Origin of the sequence: Vibrio pomeroyi, from assembly GCA_041879425.1 — a bacterium.
In the GTDB taxonomy this organism is placed as follows: domain Bacteria; phylum Pseudomonadota; class Gammaproteobacteria; order Enterobacterales; family Vibrionaceae; genus Vibrio; species Vibrio pomeroyi_A.
Map to the genome: position 1 here is coordinate 214011 of CP090855.1, position 19507 is coordinate 233517.

Annotated in this window: 22 protein-coding genes; 16 read left to right on the top strand and 6 right to left on the bottom strand. The window is 41.6% G+C overall.

Annotated elements, in window-relative coordinates; translation table 11 throughout:
* Window positions 1–100 precede the first annotated feature (100 nt).
* Entirely contained in the window at window positions 101–2233 is a 2133-nt protein-coding gene (locus L0992_16935) for a TonB-dependent hemoglobin/transferrin/lactoferrin family receptor (protein ID XGB69727.1), read from the bottom strand.
* 226 nt (window positions 2234–2459) lie between these two features.
* On the opposite strand from L0992_16935, the gene L0992_16940 reads away from it, so the two are divergent.
* On the top strand, window positions 2460–3347 hold the full coding sequence (locus L0992_16940) for a LysR family transcriptional regulator (protein XGB69728.1): 888 nt from the start codon (window positions 2460–2462) through the stop codon (window positions 3345–3347).
* On the opposite strand, the gene L0992_16945 is transcribed toward L0992_16940, so the two are convergent.
* Window positions 3336–6020: a bifunctional acetate--CoA ligase family protein/GNAT family N-acetyltransferase gene (locus tag L0992_16945; GenBank protein XGB69729.1), complete on the bottom strand. Its 2685-nt coding sequence runs from the start codon at window positions 6018–6020 to the stop codon at window positions 3336–3338. The genes L0992_16940 and L0992_16945 overlap by 12 nt on opposite strands.
* 216 nt (window positions 6021–6236) lie before the next feature.
* Here L0992_16945 and L0992_16950 point away from each other — a divergent pair, with 216 nt between their 5' ends.
* A complete protein-coding gene (locus L0992_16950; protein ID XGB69730.1) occupies window positions 6237–6800 on the top strand; it encodes an SPOR domain-containing protein in 564 nt (187 codons plus the stop codon).
* A gap of 180 nt (window positions 6801–6980) precedes the next feature.
* Window positions 6981–7976 carry a D-alanine--D-alanine ligase gene (locus L0992_16955; protein ID XGB69731.1) on the top strand — a complete coding sequence of 332 codons (996 nt, stop codon included), beginning with the start codon at window positions 6981–6983 and terminating at the stop codon, window positions 7974–7976.
* 151 nt (window positions 7977–8127) lie between these two features.
* Here L0992_16955 and L0992_16960 read toward each other — a convergent pair whose 3' ends face one another.
* The gene (locus L0992_16960; protein ID XGB69732.1) at window positions 8128–9096 is read right to left on the bottom strand and encodes a tyrosine-type recombinase/integrase; all 969 of its coding nucleotides are present in this window, start codon (window positions 9094–9096) and stop codon (window positions 8128–8130) included.
* Window positions 9097–9196: 100 nt separating this feature from the next.
* On the opposite strand from L0992_16960, the gene L0992_16965 reads away from it, so the two are divergent.
* Together L0992_16965 and yciH are read left to right on the top strand one after the other, a co-directional pair.
* The gene (locus L0992_16965; GenBank protein XGB69733.1) at window positions 9197–9565 is read left to right on the top strand and encodes a DUF3319 domain-containing protein; all 369 of its coding nucleotides are present in this window, start codon (window positions 9197–9199) and stop codon (window positions 9563–9565) included.
* A gap of 3 nt (window positions 9566–9568) precedes the next feature.
* Window positions 9569–9880 carry a stress response translation initiation inhibitor YciH gene (gene yciH, locus L0992_16970; GenBank protein XGB69734.1) on the top strand — a complete coding sequence of 104 codons (312 nt, stop codon included), beginning with the start codon at window positions 9569–9571 and terminating at the stop codon, window positions 9878–9880.
* 170 nt (window positions 9881–10050) lie between these two features.
* Here yciH and L0992_16975 read toward each other — a convergent pair whose 3' ends face one another.
* The gene (locus L0992_16975) at window positions 10051–10419 is read right to left on the bottom strand and encodes a DUF3693 domain-containing protein (protein XGB69735.1); all 369 of its coding nucleotides are present in this window, start codon (window positions 10417–10419) and stop codon (window positions 10051–10053) included.
* Window positions 10420–10549: 130 nt separating this feature from the next.
* On the opposite strand from L0992_16975, the gene L0992_16980 reads away from it, so the two are divergent.
* The 9 genes from L0992_16980 (at window position 10550) to L0992_17020 (ending at window position 16570) form a co-directional block, all read left to right on the top strand.
* Complete coding sequence (locus L0992_16980) at window positions 10550–10846, top strand: hypothetical protein (protein ID XGB69736.1); 297 nt, start codon at window positions 10550–10552, stop codon at window positions 10844–10846.
* Between the two features lie 2 nt (window positions 10847–10848).
* The gene (locus tag L0992_16985) at window positions 10849–11049 is read left to right on the top strand and encodes a hypothetical protein (protein ID XGB69737.1); all 201 of its coding nucleotides are present in this window, start codon (window positions 10849–10851) and stop codon (window positions 11047–11049) included.
* Window positions 11039–12151, top strand: a complete 1113-nt coding sequence (locus tag L0992_16990) for a replication initiation factor domain-containing protein (GenBank protein ID XGB69738.1) — start codon at window positions 11039–11041, stop codon at window positions 12149–12151. The genes L0992_16985 and L0992_16990 overlap by 11 nt, the downstream gene beginning before the upstream one ends.
* Window positions 12139–12486: a DUF1293 family protein gene (locus tag L0992_16995; GenBank protein XGB69739.1), complete on the top strand. Its 348-nt coding sequence runs from the start codon at window positions 12139–12141 to the stop codon at window positions 12484–12486. The genes L0992_16990 and L0992_16995 overlap by 13 nt, the downstream gene beginning before the upstream one ends.
* Before the next feature lie 3 nt (window positions 12487–12489).
* Window positions 12490–12714 (top strand): hypothetical protein, encoded by a 225-nt coding sequence (locus L0992_17000; GenBank protein XGB69740.1) that lies wholly within the window; start codon window positions 12490–12492, stop codon window positions 12712–12714.
* 41 nt (window positions 12715–12755) lie between these two features.
* Window positions 12756–12956 (top strand): hypothetical protein, encoded by a 201-nt coding sequence (locus L0992_17005; protein XGB69741.1) that lies wholly within the window; start codon window positions 12756–12758, stop codon window positions 12954–12956.
* A 130-nt stretch (window positions 12957–13086) separates the two neighbouring features.
* Entirely contained in the window at window positions 13087–14859 is a 1773-nt protein-coding gene (locus tag L0992_17010) for a hypothetical protein (protein XGB69742.1), read from the top strand.
* 2 nt (window positions 14860–14861) lie between these two features.
* A complete protein-coding gene (locus L0992_17015; GenBank protein XGB69743.1) occupies window positions 14862–15203 on the top strand; it encodes a DUF2523 domain-containing protein in 342 nt (113 codons plus the stop codon).
* Complete coding sequence (locus tag L0992_17020) at window positions 15203–16570, top strand: toxin (GenBank protein XGB69744.1); 1368 nt, start codon at window positions 15203–15205, stop codon at window positions 16568–16570. The genes L0992_17015 and L0992_17020 overlap by 1 nt, the downstream gene beginning before the upstream one ends.
* Here L0992_17020 and L0992_17025 read toward each other — a convergent pair.
* Window positions 16557–16781, bottom strand: coding sequence for a hypothetical protein (locus L0992_17025; protein ID XGB69745.1), 225 nt, complete (start codon window positions 16779–16781; stop codon window positions 16557–16559). The genes L0992_17020 and L0992_17025 overlap by 14 nt on opposite strands.
* A gap of 236 nt (window positions 16782–17017) precedes the next feature.
* Between L0992_17025 and L0992_17030 the strand changes: the two genes are divergently transcribed.
* Window positions 17018–17722 (top strand): hypothetical protein, encoded by a 705-nt coding sequence (locus L0992_17030; protein XGB69746.1) that lies wholly within the window; start codon window positions 17018–17020, stop codon window positions 17720–17722.
* Window positions 17719–18570 carry a DUF3037 domain-containing protein gene (locus L0992_17035; protein ID XGB69747.1) on the top strand — a complete coding sequence of 284 codons (852 nt, stop codon included), beginning with the start codon at window positions 17719–17721 and terminating at the stop codon, window positions 18568–18570. The genes L0992_17030 and L0992_17035 overlap by 4 nt, the downstream gene beginning before the upstream one ends.
* 139 nt (window positions 18571–18709) lie before the next feature.
* On the opposite strand, the gene L0992_17040 is transcribed toward L0992_17035, so the two are convergent.
* A complete protein-coding gene (locus L0992_17040; GenBank protein ID XGB69748.1) occupies window positions 18710–19321 on the bottom strand; it encodes a hypothetical protein in 612 nt (203 codons plus the stop codon).
* Window positions 19322–19507: the final 186 nt, after the last annotated feature.

Consider the following 19507-nt stretch of genomic DNA (forward strand, 5'->3'; position numbering starts at 1 on the left):
TAATTTCACTTTATACCTTTTTTATACAATTTTTAGTGAAATAGAAAAAAGCCAGCTCAAAGCTGGCTTTTTAGTTCATGCAATTCAGGTTTGTAACGAATTAGAATTCGTACTTAGCTGTAATAGACCAGTTACGACCAGCTTGTGTGTAATCCTTATCTTCTTGCGAGAATCCACGAACGTCATTCCACGAGTAGTACTCTTCATCCGTAACATTGAAAAGACCAGCTCTAAGCGTAAGATCCTTCATCGGCAAGTAGTATGCAGTTAGGTCGACCACTGTTGCTGAATCAGTTGGTAAAATTTCATCAGACAAACCAACACTATTGATATCACTAGACTTCTTACCAGCAGTGTAACTAATGTTCAGGGATGTACCCCAAATTGCTGAAGGAGCATCATAGTTAAATCCAACTACTGCGTTCCAAGGGTTCACACTGTTAAGAGGATTGCCTTCACCGTCTTCACCTTCTGTGTACGTAGCTGCAACACGAGTACTCACACCTTGTACAGGCATGAAGCTATTCCAAGACAATGTGTTTGAAGCCTCGATACCTTTGATCACAGCTTCATCAATATTAACATTCTTATATATTGTTGGATCCATAGGAGTAGCTGAGCCACTAACAGCTACGTTATCAATAAAGTTATCATAATCGCTGTAGAAGATAGCGATTTCGCTTGATGAATAATTTGTGTTATGACGCCAACCTAGCTCGTATGAAATACTTTCTTCAGCTTCTAAGTCTGGGTTAGGGGCATTCAGATAGCCGTGCGCTGGGTTACCAAATGAATAGTAAAGTTCTTGGAAATCTGGTGCTCTAAAGCCTTGGCTAATTTGACCGAAGATTTTGTTCTCATCGTTTAGAGTGTAAGTAGTGCCCAGACGTCCCGTTATTGCTGAATCAGAGTATTTTGTATAGTCTTCTGCAGGGTTACCACTTGGGTTTTGGCTTGTATCACCTGGATCCGTTTCAAAACCATCAAAGCGAACGCCCGGAGTAATCATCCAATTTCCGATCGTCATTTCATTTTGTGCAAAGAATCCGTACTTTCTTTCAGATGCGGCTGGGATATAAAAAATAACTTGGTCTGCACTGATAGAGTTATATTCATTATTAACGTTTTTAATATCTTTGTCAGAGTATGAAGCACCGTAAATAAAGTAGTTTTCTACGTTACCCGTCATGAAGAACTTATCGAATTGCACGTCAAACTGATAACCTTCATCTTCGTAAATATAGTCTTTTTTCTGAACGTTACCTGCTGGCGGTAAGAACATACCACCGTTAGATGTACGATTCGTTATACCGTTTTCTTCTTTACTCAACCAGTCAGCCTGCCAAGTAACGCGATCAGCAAACGCTAGGTTGGCATCCCAAATATGTTTGATACCAATTTGCTGTTGGCTAGTTGAGTCTTCACCAGTGTAGTCGGTGTAACTTGCACTATTTAAATCAGTATCACCAGAATTCTCAATGAAGTTACCGGTGAACTCTAAACGGTGTTGTTCGTTCAATTGATATTGAAGCTTAACCAACAAATTATTGTTCTGAGTTTCTTGCTCGTCAGGTATACCGAAGTTGTCAATTTGTTCACCATCTCTGCGAGTATAAGCAACTAGAGTTTCAAGATCGCCAATACGATTAGCTAAGGCAACAGACTCACTAAATGTATTATCAGAAGAAGAGTAGTTGAATTTAGCATGGCCACCGAAATCTCTACCTTTCAAGAAGTCACTTGGATCTTTTGTTTCGAACGCAGCGATACCACCAATTGCATCTGAACCGTATAAAGAAGATGCCGCACCCTTAACAATTTCTACAGACTTCAACATGTCCGTATCAACATCAATACGTGAAGAGTTGATGAAGTTATATGACTGAGTACCGCTTGGAGTGAACTGGCTAGTTTGTGAGACGCCATCAACGATAACCTTAACTCGATTACCTTCCATGCCTCGGATATTAATACCTTGAATCCCTTGACGAGAATTCGTAGTTACCGTGACTCCTGGCGTGTACTTAAATAAGTCTTCTACATCCGTTACCATGTTCTTTTCGATATCTTTATCGTTAATCACAGTTACCGACGCAGCAACATCTTCAAGTTGTTGATTCGTACGAGTTGAAGATACAACAACCTCGTCAAATAGGGCATAATCTTCAGCAAAGGCTGATGTTGATGAAAGCGCTAAAACGATTGAAGCAGAGAGTAGGGATTGCTTATACATCTGATAGTTACCTTAATTCCATAGTATTATCTTGATTTCGCGAAAGATAATATTGGATCTAAATGATAATTACTATTATTTGCATTTCAATTTATTTGTACTTTTGTCATTAAAAGCATGCTTAAACCGTATAACTCATTGTATTAAAAGACCTTTAATGGTTCCATTTATCTGGTGAATGCTTCCATTTTTGTGATTAACCTCTCATTTATAAAGTAGGAAACTGATGCATAGCCCAATAACACTTGAAGCGTTACACATCCTAGATGCCATTGATCGACGTGGAAGTTTCGCCGCTGCGGCAAATGAAATGGATAGAGCCCCCTCATCACTTAGCTATCAGATTCAAAAACTCGAGCAAGACCTAGATATCATGATTTTTGACCGTTCAGGCCACCGTGCAAACTTCACGGAAGCAGGGCAATTGATACTTGAGCAAGGCAGAGTAATTCTTGGTGCGACAGAGAGATTGGTAAACGAGGCGAGCATTCTAGCCAATGGTTGGGAGCTGGATTTGACCATCGCCTTTGATGGCATCATCCCAATTGCCAACTTCTTTCCACTTGTCGATGAACTAGGAAAAATCAGCAAGACACGTGTTCGATTGCAAGAAGAGATCCTAGCAGGTTGTTGGGAATCACTGACCGATGGCCGCGCAGATTTACTGGTGTGCCCGAAGGTCGACACGATTCCAAACGATATGAAAAGTGACGTAATTGGTAAAATGGAAATGGTTTGGGTTGCGGCATCAAGCCACTATGTTCACAAACGTTCTGGTGAGTTTGACCAAGCAGCAAGAGAAAGTTACAGGGTAATCGCAATTGCGGATACAGCCCGAGATCAGCCTGCTTTAAGTCGTAATATTCTAGAGAAGCAGCCGCGGTTAACAGTAACAAGCTTCTCCGCAAAAGTAGAAGCGCTAACGACTGGACTAGGTATTGGAACCTTGCCTTGTAGTGTTGCTAAGCCGTTGATCGAATCGGGTGTTTTAACACAGATTGCCGGTACCGAACCGCAGCCGATTGATATAGTGATGGCTTGGCGACGTAACAAAATGGGTGACGCCAAGTCTTGGTGTATTCAACACCTTAAAAAGACGTGGTCACTCAAGTAACGGTAACACCATATCTGCCGTGCCATCTTCAAAACTGATATCTAGCTTAAAACCGAGTTTTTGAGCTAGTGTCAGCATTCCTCTATTAGTTGGCATCGTCATTCCAGACATCTGCTTGGTCTGTTTCGCACGGCAGTAATCGATAACTTTAGTCATCAGAATACGACCTAAGCCAACACCTTTCAGATCTGAACGAATCAGTATCGCAAACTCAGCATCACTGTTCTCTGGGTTAATCAACGCTCGGGATACGCCGATGATCGCCGGAACGCCTTGTTCCTTACGCACCACAACAAAAGCAATCTCTCTATCAAAATCGATCTGAGTAAAGTTCGCTAATGCTTCGTGATTGAACTCACCGACATCACTAAAGAAGCGTTTATAGAGGTCCTCTTTTGATACTCGGTTGATAAAATCAGCATGAAGCGGTTCATCTTCAGGAAGAATAGGGCGCAGCAGTACTTCAGTGCCGTCTTTCAACTGTATCGTCTCTTCAAGCTCGACGGGATACGGGCGAATCGCGAGTCGCTCCTGGGGATCGCCTTCATACGCTTTCAATATGATATCGGCATCCAATATAGTGAATTTGTCTCCATTGGCAAGTACTGGATGGATATCCAAATCGTGTATTTCAGGGCAATCAACCACCATTTGAGATATACGAACCAGCAATTCAGAAAGCCCCTCGATATCGATCGGGTTAGGTAATTTCTGCAAACGGATCTTGCCACTCTTTATCGCTCGAATGATCAAGTAACGAGCCAGTGTCATGTTGAGCGGTGGAAATGCCGCTGCCGCGTCAATCGATTCGTCCCATTCAGAGCCTCCTTGACCAAGAAGGATAATTGGACCGAAGGTTTCATCGGTAGTTACTTTCACTCTAAGTTCTTGGCCGCCGGCAAGCTTAGCCATTCCTTGAATCAACAAACCATGAATATGAGCAGTAGGGAATGACAATTGCGATCGGTCGAGAATCGCTTGAGCAGCATTAGCAACCTCGCTACTATTTCTCAAGTTGAGCATCACACCTTGTACATCTGACTTATGCGCGATGTCTGGAGAACGGAGTTTTACCGCAACGGGATAACCAATCGTTTCAGCAATATGTACTGCCTCGCTTGGGTCAGAAGCGATCCAAGTCGGTAGAACATCCAAGTTGAAGTGTTTGAAAAACTGGCTGTTTTGGTGGGTATCAAGGCTGACTGTATCTTTATCCAGTAGTTGGCGTTCAATCCAATTTTTCGCATCAGCCAAGTCTTCAATGTGTACTTTTTCAGCCGTGGTTGGCGTTTCCATTAATTGCCGTTGGTTACGTCGGTACTCGACCAAGTGCATGAAGGCAACCACCGAACTTTCTGGCGTTCGATAGGTTGGAATTCCGGCTTCAGTAAACAGCTTTCTCGCAGGCCTTGCGGTTAACTCACCAGACCAATTGGTTAAGATATTGAATCGTTTATGACGAGGGTGTTTCTTAATCGCTTCGATGATTCGTTCAGCGGTTTGAGCTGAATGAGCGACGGCCGAAGGACTGTGCATGATAAGAATGGCATCGGCTTCGTCACCATCAAGCAGAGTATTAATCGTATCGATATAACGCTGATCGCCAGCATCACCAACAATGTCGATAGGATTGCTGTGAGACCAGCTTGATGGTAACACCTTGCTGAGCTTATCAAGTGTCTCATCTGAGAGTTCTGCTAATTTACCACCACGATCAAACAGTGTATCCACTGCCATAATTGCTGGGCCACCGCCGTTAGTGACAATGGCAAGACGTTCACCACGAAGTGGCACAGAGTGAGTTAGGGTTTCTACCGCAGCAAATAGCTCATGTAAGTTCTTTACTCGCAACATACCGCTACGTCGGATTGCGGAGTCATAGATAATATCTAGGGTGTCAGCGCCGCCTGTGTGTGCCATAGCAGCAGCTCTTCCTTTCGCCGTGCGGCCGCCTTTTAACACGAGGATTCGTCGGTTACGTGATGCTGCTCGAGCTGCAGAGATAAAACGCCTCGCATCAGTAATGCTATCGACATAGAGCAAGATTGCTTCGGTATGAGAATCGGTACTCAAGTAATCCAATAGTTCAGAAAACTCAATGTCACTGCCATTACCGATTGATATAAACGCAGAGAAGCCAATCTCTTTGTCATTGGCCCAATCAAGTATGGTAGTGCAAACCGCTGCCGATTGAGAAACAAACGCGATTTTTCCGGGAAGTGCAGTGACAGGAGAGAAAGAAGCGTTTAGGTTTAGCCAAGGGACAATAACCCCTAAGCTATTTGAACCGAGCACGCGAATATTGTGTTTTTTGGCAATCGCTAGGCATCTTTCATCAAACGTCTCACCATTATCGCTCAGCTGTTGCATGTCTGAAGAAAGGACAATAACAGACGCAATGCCTTTCTCGGCCAACTCTTCAAAAATGGCGATATTGCGTGTTGCGTTGGTACATAAAATGGCAAGATCGGGAACGATAGGCAGTGACAAAATGTTCTTATAAGAGAGTACACCCGCCACAGAATCATATTTCGGTGTAACCGGCATCACTGCACCTTTAAAATCCCCGTGCAATAAATTATTCATAACGATATAACCCGCGCGCGTTTCTCGTTGCGAAGCGCCAACAACAGCGATAGAGCGGGGTTTAAGTAGGGGATCAAGATGATTCATAGACATATCCTAGCAATGCACGTAAGTTCATCGTAACTTACTTTTCGATGACAGGTTGATGGCAAATTCACCGAATTAAGATGAATAAGCAAACACTGCATAAAGTTTGTGAAATAGGTCACCCACTAATGGTGTATAATCTCAAAGTTAACTTGATTCTAAACCGACGTATCGGCATGATTTATAGTAATTATTATTAAGGACATAGAGCTTTCCATGAAAAAAATTGCAATTGCGACTTTGCCTCTGCTCTTGGCTGCATGTGTATCTGACAACTACATCACGGATGTGACTTCAGACAGTTATCAAGAAGAGTACAAAACTGCCAAAGTTGAAGCTCCAGTTGTATCTCAATCTGAGCAAACAGGCGTTGTTGAAGAGAACGTCGTTAACGTTATCAAGACTGAACCTGTACAACAGAAAGTCACTCAAACAACTCGGGCTAAACCAGTTGCAACCGTGACAGGTCCGACGAAGAAACAACAGGACATGAACCAGCGCTTTGGTTACACGGTTCAAGTTGTTGCTGTTGGCAGCCAAAGTAAAGTCGACTCTTTCGTGAAAATGCTACCAACGACTTCTCAACCAGTTTGGGAAAACTACAAAATGGTTAACGGCACTAAGTGGTTCACAGTACTTTACGGTGACTACGCAACACGCTTAGAAGCGAAAAAGGCGATTTCAACACTGCCAACCACTTTCCAAAACTTGAAGCCGTTCGTTAAGAGTATTGATGACATCAAGAACTCTGAATACCCAACGCTTAACAAGTTAAACTAAGTTTTGATTCATAAAAGAGGGAGCAAATGCTCCTTCTTTTGTTTTAAGACTCGTTTTTTTGTTTAATAGTTAATCGCTCAATCTTTCGAACGCAATTTTGACAATCAAAACACTGTACCTATCTCGACTTTTGTTTATCATTGAAGTCAGTATTCCTAGTTTCAAGGACCGATTTTACCCATGAACACCACAAACATTCTTCTACTTTGCGGCGGTGGATCTTCAGAGCATGAAGTGTCTTTAGTTTCAGCCAATTACCTTTTTGAACAACTCAATAGCGTTGCCGATTTCAACGTTGTGAGAGTTGAGATAAAGAACGAAGGCTGGTGTCTTGATTCAGGTGAATTGGTTTACCTTGATATTAACGATCAAACCCTACGTGGCGACAATCTAGAATCGAAAGTCGATTTCATCGTACCTTGTATTCACGGTTTCCCAGGTGAAACGGGTGATATCCAATCACTATTCGAAATGGCTAAGATTCCATACCTAGGCTGTGGTTCTGAGGCGAGCAACAACAGCTTCAATAAAATCACATCAAAGCTTTGGTATGACGCACTAGGCATTCCAAACACACCATACCTGTTCTTATCAGACAACACGGAACAAGCTCACTCACAAACAACTCAAGCTTTTGAAACTTGGGGGAAAGTGTTTGTAAAAGCTGCACGTCAAGGTTCTTCTGTTGGTTGTTATCAAGTCAACAAAATCGAAGATTTAAGCGAAGCGATCAACAAAGCATTTACCTTCTCAGATCAAGTACTTGTTGAGAAATCAGTAGTACCAAGAGAGCTAGAAGTCGCAGCATATGAAATCGACGGCGAGCTACACATTAGTAAGCCGGGCGAGGTGATTGCACCGAATGGCGCGTTTTACTCTTATGAAGAGAAGTACAGTGCAGACAGCCACTCAATCACTGAAGTTGAAGCAAGTAACCTGACTGACGAACAGCGTGATTTGATCGCAGACAGCGCGCGTAAAGTTTTTACACAGATGAAGCTTCGTCATCTATCTCGTATCGACTTCTTCTTAACACAAGACAACGAGATCTACCTAAACGAAGTAAACACCTTCCCAGGTATGACGCCAATTTCTATGTTCCCTAAAATGGTGGAACATGATGGTCATAAGTTCAGCCAGTTCCTAGAGAACTGCGTTAGAACGAGCCTTACTTAGTTCATCTAACAAATCTTTGTTCATCTGAACCAAACAACATAATGCCTTGAGCTTTCCGCCAAGGCATTATTCGTTTTTAGAGGCCAATTTTTAACGCCGATGATGATATTAGTAATTTCCTTGAGGAGTTTAGTGACCTGACGACCAAAGCTTATTGCCAAGGTATTAGCGCTTTGAATTTCATTTTCTCATTCTCAGCAGTCCCAGAATAACCCACATATTGAGCTGGCATAGCAGGGCTGAGCCAACGACCAAAATCCTGAATTTCTTTTACCTTAAGACCTTGTTTCGAAAGCTCTTGTGCAGCACCAACCCGAATCGAGTTACCTGAGAAATGGTGGTTTTCTGCAAGCTGAAGTAAATCACTCGCTCTGCGTAAAATTCGATAGATAGACGAATCGTCCAAAGGTTGAAGCCCGATGTTTTCATGCTTATCTATTGCACGGAACACGGGCAAATCCTCTTGCGTTCCAATAAACGAAAGCCAACGACCTAGAGCGAAACTCGCCACTTGCGAAAGCTCATACACAGAATCCTTAATTGTGATTTGGTAATCGCTATCAGTACTCTCGATGTCGTTCGTCGATAACAACTTAAGTTCTGAACGCTTCAGAGCACACTCGAACATCACATTGTAAATAGCGATGTCACGAATCTCTTTTAAGTTGGCCTTGTCATGCGAGAGCAATGTGTTCAACTCAGTGAGATGTGAAGATGTCATAGCGTTAGTTTGTTTTGAATCACCCGCCATTCGAGCTTGCAAGTGAAGTAGGGTAAAGCGAACTTGTCGATGTTTGATAGGATTAGCGAAGCCAAGCACAGTGTGTAACAAGCTAAGCGTTGCAGTGTAACGTTTTAGCGATGCATATTTTCTGTCATTGGATTCAGTTTCTAGGAAACGACGGATAGCGGTCACAGATGCAGGGAGCGTATTGATACGGTTTTTATGACAGAACGCGTGGTAGCGATTCCAATCACTGTAGATGCCTAACAGTGAATTGCGAGAATACTGGTATCCTGTTAACTCATCTATAATTTCAATTGACGCAGTACTGTTCAATTTTTCAACAAATGAATTAATTATCACAGAGTCAGATAAAATAGGGACTTTTTTTCTCAAATTACCGTACCTTAGCAGGTGTTTTTGCCATATTATGCTTGATATCATTAAAAGTATACTTATGATTAATGCAGCGAAAACAAAAAGATGATTAATAGATATGGCTAATTCAATTTACCGAAGCATCCATCTTCAATCGACGGATGCCACTAACACAGTTTGGCGTGCGAAGTTAAAAAATAATGTTATTCAAGGCAACCTAGCTGCCGTTAAGAAGAGTATTGATTGGTGGATTGAAACCGCATCTATTATTGATCCAAAAGAATTCACTGCGTTAAATAAGTCGAGAGGAACTGGTGGTTCGACGGAAAACTTCAACGGCTACCAAATCAAGAATGACACCGGTGAGCCCAATGCGTGGTATTGTATGTTTAACGGTCGCCTAATTAAAGGCGGCAAGACTGCTATCCAACGTCATATAGAAGCTTACTTACTCGCAAAACAAAAAGCAGAGCAACAAAAGAAGTAAATTATGAGCCTAGTATATTCAACAGAAACAGGTCGTATTAAGCCTGAAGAAGAGAAAGTCCAACGTCCTAAAGGCGATGGGATTGTTCGAATCCAAAAAGAAACCAAAGGCCGTAAAGGCAAAGGCGTTTCTGTCGTAACTGGCTTAGACCTAGATGACGCACCATTAAAACTCATGGCAGCAGAACTTAAGAAAGTTTGCGGCTGTGGTGGCTCAGTAAAAGATGGCAACATCGAAATTCAAGGCGACGCGCGCGACAAGATCAAAGCGCATCTTGAAAAGAAAGGCTACAAAGTTAAATTCGCTGGCGGTTAATCTCTAACTAATACCAGGGTTAAAATCGAAGATTATTATCACTGGATATTAGGTATTTTATGGTAAATAACCATTATGGTTAAATACACAGTATAAATCAGAGAATATCGACCACAAACAGAGGCAGGGCATCACATAAAGATACCTGCCTTATAAACACCAAAAGCAATTTAACATAACGTACATAATACGCACTGAGCTAGGGCTTCATTTGGGGTAGCAACCATCAGTGCTAATCCACCGCAAGCCATTGAAATGCTTCTTAAACCAAGCCCGTTATACTTTTTTGCAATGCTGTTCCACAGCGTCTGTGCTTCGTACGTTTTTGCTTTATCTAACGCAAGACCAACCAATGCCTTTTCTTTATCCTCACCAACAATGTCAGCAAGCATAAGTACTTGATTCTCTTTTAAAAACGCTCGGTCTTTTCGAATATCCGTTAGCATTTGAGTGCTAATACCTAAATCAGATGCGACTTGCTTATATTGGACATAGTTCATGTGCTCTTTATAAGCATCTATGAGTTTCTTTGTGTACATTTTGAAAACCTCGTTTGTTTCCTCTAGCTCGATTCTAGCTCATAAACACGAATTTTATCGTATTGCCACTACGAGATTTATCGTATTTACTGTACGGAAATCATCGTACTTACTACTTCTGGTGGCTTCTATGTTCCAAATTGAATCTATTCAATACGGCTCTGTTTTGAAATCTGAACACGTTAGCTTCTCTAGCTACCCAGATTTTACACACGCATCCGTGTCTCTTCATAACTCGCCACTAGAAATCTGCTTTGAGTTCCTTGTTAGCGAACTTGAGTTTGGCAAGCGCACAATTGGTGAAGAACTTTTTCACACTGTTAGCTATAAGAATCCGCTTTATAACTCTGAAGACTCTTTCACTTTTACGTTTGATAACGACCAAGAGCTTGAACAGTTCTGCGCGTTCTACGGTTTGGAACGTTAATCATGGACTCAATCTACTTCGACAACGAACCCAATCACGGTATCAACGCCTATTTTCCTTGGGGTCATAATTTCTTTAAGACTCCGCGCGAGTTCTTCCAATTCATGGAAGCTCACTACGGCATGGTTTCTTTTCAGGTTGTTGAAATCACCGATGAGAACTACCAAGAGCTTTTGGTTAAGGGTGTGTTCCATGCCATCTAAAAAGCCTCATAAGTTCCATGATGAAATTCGTCCGGTTCAAGTGGATCACCTAGCCTTTTCGTTTTCGTACGGTTCGCTTAGACACTTGGATAACTCGAACGAGCAAGACTTTATCAACATGCAGTTTCCTGAGTTTAAAAAGCAAAGCGTTAAAGGTCGCTTTAACTCACCAGAAGCGATAGAGAAATCAATCGAGTTACACCGTAACAAGTGCCGTAAGGTTTTAGGCGATAGATTTGATGAGTTCATGTTTAAAGTCTTTAACTTCCGTCTGTCTCCTATGCGTGGCCGTGGTTTGCATGGCTATGAAGATTCAATGGTGATTTACGATTCTACAGGAACGGTGGAATGCGGTTTGGTGGGTGTTGGTGGTAACAACGATACGGTCTACGTACAAATCAATGGTACGGGTTGCGCTAAGTTGTTCGACTTCACCACACACAAAAAGGTGCATTGGTGGTTGTCACTTTTGGGTATCACTCGCCTAGCCCGTTTAGATCTCTGCGTGGATGACTACACCGGAATCTTTGACTGTAAGTATGCTGAGAAATGTTTTTATGAGGGAGCATTTCGCACTGCTTCTCGTGGTCGTGGTCCGACAATGGTTCCTCATAAGCGCGTTTCACAATCCGGTGAATTATCAGAGGAAGCCGTTCTTGTTGGCTCTCGTACCTCTGCAATTTACTGGCGTGTGTACAACAAGAAGTTCGAGCAAAACATCGCTGACCCTGAAGTAATTTGGTACCGCAATGAAGTGGAATTGAAGAAGTGTGATTTGGCATTACTCGCCTCGCCTGCTTCGGCCTTTGCTGGTCTGTGTGACTTCTCAGCAAGTATCGACCCTGCTGAACCGATGAAGATTGAGCTTAACAAAAAGAAAGCCGGTCTTGAGTTCTTTGCTCGTATTGCTTGGGTTCGCCGCCAATGTGGTAAAGCACTTTCTGAAGTTGTTGCAATGACTGAGGGTGACTTGGGTGAAGCATTCGGATTGCTCATTCCTACGCACCATAGACGCGCAAACTTTGAAACCTCGTTAGGCATTCCTGACGAATACACTAAACAGAAAATCGAAATTTTGGAGTCAAGAATATGCCTACAATAACTGGTATCTCTATCAAGCGTTTCCCGAAATCTAATATGGAGTTCGCGGAGCTGTCTGTCCTACGTGCTGTTGAAGAAGTCGATAACGAGAAGTTTCAACAAACGGGTATCGGTTTCTCAACTGACATCCCTTACAACAAGCAAGCTCTGAAAATTGATGTGGCCTACGCTCGTCAGCTTATCCAAACCCGTGCTTTTGTTGCTAACCGCGAATACGAACTGAGCTTTGGTGCTAACCCAAATGATCCACTCGATATCTTGGTAAACAAGCTTGTTCCTGTCGATGAAGAAATTAAAAAGCACTTCGATAACTTTATGAAAGCTAACAAGGCTTAATCAATGAACTGCATTACGACCACTCAACAAGGTTACTTGAGAACGTCAACTGACTTTGATTGTCAGCTCGTAATGCTCACTGATACTGAATACAACAATTTAGTCACTGCGTCTCAGTCTTTGAACATCGACAGTGAACTCTATACCGCTGTTTCAGGTTGGATTTTATTATCTTTCGTTTCTGGCCATGTGCTAGGACGAATCTTAAAAACTCTTGGCAAAGGCTAAGGGTCAACTTTTAGTAACACACTCTTAAAAAAGGAAATATCATGAAAAAACGTCTATTGGTTCTAGGTTCTACTGCATTTGTATCGGCTTCTTCATTCGCTGATAACACTGCAATCACAACGGCTATCAACGAAGCTGTGACGACTGGTCAATCTAACTATGGTTTGGTTGTGGTTGGTCTCATCGGTCTTGCTGCGATTGGCTTTGGTCTTCGCGCCATCATGAACTCTATGGGGAACTAATGGGAGACATTGTCTCTCAAGTCGTAACCGTCCTGTTTGGGGTGGTTATGGCTATGTCATTCGTATATGGCGTATATACGGGTATCAATGCCTCCTAGTTTGGAGGCGTTTTCTTATCTGGGGTTTTACAGTGAAACGATATCAAAAATACCTCGCACTTCCTTTAGTTCTTGTCGCGTTCAATTCCCATGCTTTGCAGTGCGGCGCGGGTGAAGTCGAGGTTGATGGCGTTTGCGTTAGTTCTTGTAAGATACTTAAGGGAAGCGGAAAAAACTTAACGTGGGACTCTTACGTTTGGGGTGATAATCCTCGCTCTTACTGTATAGGCGATCGTTCTACTGGCGCTGCTTGTAACATGGAGCCTAGTTCCGTTTCGATTTCTGTTGAGGCGGGACGCTGGACTAACAAGTTTTATTATACGGGCTCTACTTGTAGCTTTGACCAAATCAACCGCTATTCAGGTGACGTTCCTGAGCTCTTTCCATTTGAGGGTGATGTTAACCAAAATGGCGTTCAAGATGATTTAGAAGATTGGGATGGTGATGGCATTAAAAACGGTGAAGACCCAAACCCTTATAGCAATGACAACCAGGTTACGGACGCTGATGGTAACAACGTTCCCGACAACCTCGATGAATACTACGATTGGTTAGCCGAATCTAAAGAAATTCTAAATTGTAATGTTGAATCTGAGGACTGCGCCAATTACCGATACATTATGAATAAACTGAATACTAACAATAGTAAGTTAATTCATATCATTTCTGATTTAAGTAAACAGAACTTAACTAAAGATGCTTTTAATCAAGCGGTTGCCGAGTTGATTAATACTCAAAAGACTAACGACTTATCTTTTGCTCACAAAATAGATTCTTTGACTGCTGCTCAAGGTGGTTTGGAAAACACCGTTAGAGACAGTGTTTGGGCAGCAAGGCAAGATATAAAAAATCGTTTGGACGACCGTTACAATCAAACTTTTAATAGGTTCGATGATCTAGATGAGGAAGTCGCGATTGTTAAACGCAACACTCAATCCATAATCCATTCTATTTCTGATTTTCCTGCTGGCGGTGGCGGTGCTCTCACTGATGCTCAAAGTAATTGGCTCTTAGACTCTGTTCGAAACAGTGTGAGCAATATGACTAAAAATGACCAACTCATTGCCGGACAGGAAACCGAGCGTGATTTGATGGTCACTTTGAATCGTGATTTAGTTAGTAAAATTCAAGCTTTGGAGGTTTCTGGCGGTGGCCTTACTGACCAACAAAAAACTCAACTAAGAAACGCAGCAAAAGCAAACCTTAACAATAAACTCTTAAAGGCCATGTCCTCTGATGTTGCCCGCCTTTCAAATATCGAAGAAAAGGTTTCAAGCAACAACGCTATGATTGACGGCCTTTACTACGAATTTGAAGATGTTAATTCAAAAATAGATTCCTTGGGCTCTCCTGATTTATCTGGAGTTGAGTCCAGTATTTCTGGCCTATCAGACAAAATCGACGGCCTTGAAACGACTGATATGTCTGGGGTTGAAGGTAAGATTGACGAACTAATCAACGGCATCACTAACAACAATAACTTCGTTGAGCCTAGCTCTATTTTTAATGGTGAAGGGTTTATTGTCACTCCAACTGATATCGCTCAAGTTCAAAACGAAGTCATAGAAATCAAACAAGAAATGACCGATGAATTCGAGAAGTTCAAAGCGTTATTCTCTATCGATACCAGCTCTTTCAATAACGGCACCTATAAAGAGCACTCCTTAAATCTAAACGTTAACCACGCTGAACGCTCTTTCAAATCGGGCGTGCTCTCTGCCCTACTCGATAACGCCACGCTCATCTCAGCCGTTGTGATGTTCTTGTTTGTTTTGTCTGGAATCAGAATGTTAGGTAAGGATTAGTTATGGATTACATCTACTCTTTTATTGATTGGATTAGCTTACAGATGTCATTCATTACTGACTTCTTTAAAGCTATTCCCCAAATGACGCTAGACCTCTTTTCATACATTCAGATTTTCATGATTAAGATGAAATTGAAAGCTGAATTGGAGTTTATCAAGCTCTCTTATAACTCGGCTCAAATCCTCTTAAAAGAGATCGGCTTTAACGACATTCTGTCTAAAGCTTTTAATGCTTTGCCTGACGAGTTGAGGTTTTATGCGTTTAAGTTTGGCGTCCCTCAAGGCCTTGCTGTCTGGGCTAACTTCTTCACGACCGCTTTAGTGATGAGGTTATCTAGATAATGGCTATCACTATAAGAACAGGCGCTAACGGCTCTTACAAGTCAGCATATACGGCTTACTTTTCTATCTACCAAGCTTTAAAGGCAGGTAGAACAGTTGTGACTAACATCGAAGGTATGCAGCCTTTATCCGTCATTGAAGAACGGTTTGATATTAAGTTTCCTAGTACCGCTAAACTCTTCCGCGTTAGCTCTAGGGATGAATCAGGCGTTCACCTTTGGACTCACTTTTTCTGTTGGTGCCCTATTGGTGCGCTAATTGTAATCGATGAGTGTCAGGACATATTCTCTAAAAACGTGGGTTTTGATATACGCAAAGTTAAGTATAAACCGCTCTCTGACTTCATCACGCAATCACCACAAGACGGTTTATTGCCGAAAGATTATGAGCGCTTTTTCAACTCTCGTTACACACCTGCGAACATGGACGCATTACAAGATTCAGAGATAGATGATCGTGGAATCGCTGAGTACGATTCTGAAGGAAGAATTATCTATCCTCATAGCTTTAATGAAGGATTCATGAGGCACCGAAAGTATGATTGGGATATCGAATTGCTTTCACCAGATTGGAAGCAAATCGATTCAGGAATCAAGGCATGTGCTAACCAGAACTTCTTTCATAAAGGGCGTGACCAGTTCTTTTGGACAAAGCGAAATCCTTATATATGGAAGCATGACAAAGCAGTAACAACGCCAGCCATTCCTAAGAAAAAGGACGTCAACTTAACCAATCAAAAAATCCCTTTAGACTCTTTCCTGCTCTACAAATCTACGGGGACAGGCAGCGCCAAACAACAACTCGCCATGAATACGCTTTTTCGTAACCCTAAAGCTATTTTGGTTTTCCTTTTATCCATATTCTGTTTCGGGTACATAATCTATGACTTATCCAATCGTTATTTTGAAACTACTGAGACGGTGGAGGAAGCGGGACAAGCAACGCCTTCAGCTCCCGTTCCTAAGCAAAATGAAACACTACCTAGCAAAAATAGTGAAACTTCTGGGGATGTATCTTCTAGTGGGGATAGCAGTAAAAGCACTGACGAAGATAGCCTTTCTCATGTTCCTATAGCTGAGGTACTTCCCTTTGAAGGAATCAAGAAAGCGTTTGTTACGGGTGTGAACTTCGCTATCAAAAACGGCACTATAGAGCGACAAGTTAGCATCGAGGTGGAAGCGCTCGATGGTTTCTATTCTGTAAACGAAAACTTCCTAAAAGCTTACGACATTACGTACGACCGAATTGATGATTGCTTGTTGAAGCTGAACAGAGGCCAGCTGTCAAAGTTGATAACATGCAAACCCTACGCAGCTGCGGCGGCCTCTTTGCCAGAAGTGAGTCGAGCAGATGTCAGTCTGTTTTAACTAGCCCCGCAGGGATAAGAGAGTGCGAAGCGCGAACGAGGCACCGAGCCACACCGTAGAGGTTATTAGTCCGTATGTCTCGACTGGTGAGTGTTTCTAACTGCCAATGCCAATCTAAGTAGCACCCGCCCTCACACTGCCAGAATCGCTCTTTAAGGCCTTGCCACATCGGTAAGGCTTTTTTGTGTTCACTGGCTTTCTTTAAGATCATTTGAGTGTCGAAAAGGATCTCTTTTCAGTGCTGACGGACAACAAGTGAGGACGACGAAGACTGAGGAGGACGAGCGCGGCGGGAGGAAGCCAACCCCCGTGTTGTATCACGGGGGTAAATTCGACCTATCTATCAACAATCGCTAAACTCAAATACACAATCAATTAATTCATACAGTTAGTTGTGGTAATATCCAATCAAGCACTTATAACCTCACTATATCTGGTGACACTATCGTGATAGCAATAGAAACAATAACTAGAAAAATGGCACAAGGGAGAACCAACCCATACTTGTGCAAAGGTGATGATGGTAAGCAATATGTAGTAAAAGGCAGTAGCGCAACATGCGCTGGACTTGTAAAAGAGTGGATTGTTGCCCATTTAGCAAAAGACTTTGGCTTACCCATCCCTGACTTTAAGATTGCTTGGCTTGATCATGACCTTGTTGAGTTTGGGACATTTGGCTTAGAAGCAGGTTATTGTTTCGCGTCACTATACATGCCGAACCTCCAAGAAATAACCTACAATCAAGTTAAGGGTGTACATAACCAGTTACTACGAGATTTATTTATTTTTGACTATTGGATAAAAAATAATGACCGGAATCTAACTAGTAGTGGCGGAAACCCCAACTTTTTCTTAGAGCAACGGACTAGAAACACTTGTGTTGTTGATCATAATTTAGCGTTTGCTGATGACTTTAAAGCAGAAGAGCATGTAACTGAGCATGTTTGTTGTGATTACTGGGAAGGTTTAGATCTAGTCGATAGAGAAATCTATACACAAAAGTTTCAAGGCGCTCTAGAAGGTATCGATGCAATCATCGAAAAGATTCCAGATGAGTGGTTAGAGTTGTATTCTAAAGATACTATTCATCGTGAAATTACGTTAGTATTGCAACAATTTCTAGATGAGCCATTTTGGGAGGACATATCATGAAAATAGCATTACAATTCGCGATTGTTCGCTTTATGCCATTCGCAGAAACATCAGAGTTTGCCAATGTTGGTATCCTTGCGTTTGCTCCAAAAACAGGTTTTGTTAGTTATAAGCTGGCCCCTGCACGCTTTAAAAGAGTTACAGACTTTTTTGATGACCTTGAAGGACAGCTTTATAAACAAGCTATAGCTAATTTTGAAGATGAACTTTGCTATGTTCAAAATTACGCGAACAATATTAGCGGACAAGAGCTCGTTGATATAATGCAAGAAGTAACAAGAACTCGAGAAGGCTTGATGACCTTTGGTGATCTTAGTGTAATGATGGCCGAAGATGCTGAACTTGCCGTAGAGCAGTTATTTGACCGCTTTATTGGTAGAGATTTCAAAGACACGAAAGAATACCGTGAACAGCAGATGGTTAGAGTATTACGGAAAGAATTGATTAGTAATTTAACTGTTCGTTATAAAGAGCAAAGTCTTAATACTGGATTCAGCCAATTTAAAATGCCTTTAGTTGCTAAAGAAGCAGATGTGATTAAGGCAATAAAACCTTTGGCATTCGACCAAAAAACTCCATTAGCACTTGTTGATCATGGAGACCGTTGGATTTCTCGAGTAAAACACTTATTACAAGCTCGCACTGTCCAACAAGATGATTTTTTGTTTACGATTGAAGAACCAAGAAGCAAAAAAGATGAGTTTTTAACCGCTTTTGAGACTGTTCACAATGGTATGAAAGAACTCGGTGTTAAGGTTCTTCCTTACAAGAACAAACAAGATATACTGAAATTTGCAGAGTTCGATGTCGAACATATGATTGATGATTTTCAATTAGTAACAAATTGATCAAAGAGGCTACTTAACAGTAGCCTTTTTTTTATCTAACCTTCAAGACTACTCAATTTGATAATTCATAAATTAAAAAAGCCGAACTCAATGAGTCCGGCTTCTTTCTCCTGATATGAGCAAAAAGGAGGTTCGTCAATTAATGATATTGCGCTCTAACTTCAGCAATTTTCTTACTATATTCCCTTTCAATCCTTCTAATCTCTATATCTCGCTCCCTCTTAAGCTGCATAATTTCTCGATTTAGCAGAGAGTAAGAATCACTTTGATAAATGAGATCACAACGGCTACTCACTTCGTCAATAGCACGACTCGAACCACTCAAATTAAACGCATGTTCGTAAACCTTGCTACCGTACTTAAATGCCCGTAAATGTACATTGCTCCCAGCTTTTAACTCTTTCATTAAGCCTTTACTTGGTTTCTGAATGAAAACAAATTTGCTGTTTGAGTTAGACATTACGGCTTCTAAGCTATGTACCTTGCCCCTATCAACCCTAAGTTTTACATTTAACTTACTGTTAGCCCCTGCAATATAACTCCCTGTATCTTTGTTGCCGAATACAACATACATTTCGTTAGATCGTCTTGCAGAATCACACCTAAAACCAAACTGTGCATTATCAGAGTAAGTTTTTTGTACATACACCTGTTTATCACTAATGGGGTCAACATAGGAGCTAGGGAAAAATTTTGCGTGAACAGAAACAGAAGTCATTAAAATTAATGAGAGGAGCATTGAGTTTTTCATAAACAATACCTATCCAAGAAAATAAACCCATACTCTACACGAATCCATGGTCATTTTTTAAGACAGTTAACATCTTGTAGCGACCAACTCAATTTTACTCATTATTATTGATAATTCTAATAAAATCAGAAGATTAAAGATGAAGAAAATTAGACTCATCTTAGAACTCAACTGAGTTGTCCATGC

Coding starts and splice junctions, on each gene's coding strand:
- L0992_16955 (XGB69731.1), top strand. CDS start 6,981: ATGAACACCACAAACATTCTTCTACTTTGCGGCGGTGGATCTTCAGAG.
- L0992_16965 (XGB69733.1), top strand. CDS start 9,197: ATGGCTAATTCAATTTACCGAAGCATCCATCTTCAATCGACGGATGCC.
- L0992_16995 (XGB69739.1), top strand. CDS start 12,139: ATGCCTACAATAACTGGTATCTCTATCAAGCGTTTCCCGAAATCTAAT.
- L0992_17020 (XGB69744.1), top strand. CDS start 15,203: ATGGCTATCACTATAAGAACAGGCGCTAACGGCTCTTACAAGTCAGCA.
- L0992_17040 (XGB69748.1), bottom strand. CDS start 19,321: ATGAAAAACTCAATGCTCCTCTCATTAATTTTAATGACTTCTGTTTCT.
- L0992_16950 (XGB69730.1), top strand. CDS start 6,237: ATGAAAAAAATTGCAATTGCGACTTTGCCTCTGCTCTTGGCTGCATGT.
- L0992_17005 (XGB69741.1), top strand. CDS start 12,756: ATGAAAAAACGTCTATTGGTTCTAGGTTCTACTGCATTTGTATCGGCT.
- L0992_16985 (XGB69737.1), top strand. CDS start 10,849: ATGGACTCAATCTACTTCGACAACGAACCCAATCACGGTATCAACGCC.
- L0992_17035 (XGB69747.1), top strand. CDS start 17,719: ATGAAAATAGCATTACAATTCGCGATTGTTCGCTTTATGCCATTCGCA.
- L0992_17015 (XGB69743.1), top strand. CDS start 14,862: ATGGATTACATCTACTCTTTTATTGATTGGATTAGCTTACAGATGTCA.
- L0992_16980 (XGB69736.1), top strand. CDS start 10,550: ATGTTCCAAATTGAATCTATTCAATACGGCTCTGTTTTGAAATCTGAA.
- L0992_16945 (XGB69729.1), bottom strand. CDS start 6,020: ATGAATCATCTTGATCCCCTACTTAAACCCCGCTCTATCGCTGTTGTT.
- yciH (XGB69734.1), top strand. CDS start 9,569: ATGAGCCTAGTATATTCAACAGAAACAGGTCGTATTAAGCCTGAAGAA.
- L0992_17025 (XGB69745.1), bottom strand. CDS start 16,781: ATGATCTTAAAGAAAGCCAGTGAACACAAAAAAGCCTTACCGATGTGG.
- L0992_16940 (XGB69728.1), top strand. CDS start 2,460: ATGCATAGCCCAATAACACTTGAAGCGTTACACATCCTAGATGCCATT.
- L0992_16975 (XGB69735.1), bottom strand. CDS start 10,419: ATGTACACAAAGAAACTCATAGATGCTTATAAAGAGCACATGAACTAT.
- L0992_16935 (XGB69727.1), bottom strand. CDS start 2,233: ATGTATAAGCAATCCCTACTCTCTGCTTCAATCGTTTTAGCGCTTTCA.
- L0992_16990 (XGB69738.1), top strand. CDS start 11,039: ATGCCATCTAAAAAGCCTCATAAGTTCCATGATGAAATTCGTCCGGTT.
- L0992_17000 (XGB69740.1), top strand. CDS start 12,490: ATGAACTGCATTACGACCACTCAACAAGGTTACTTGAGAACGTCAACT.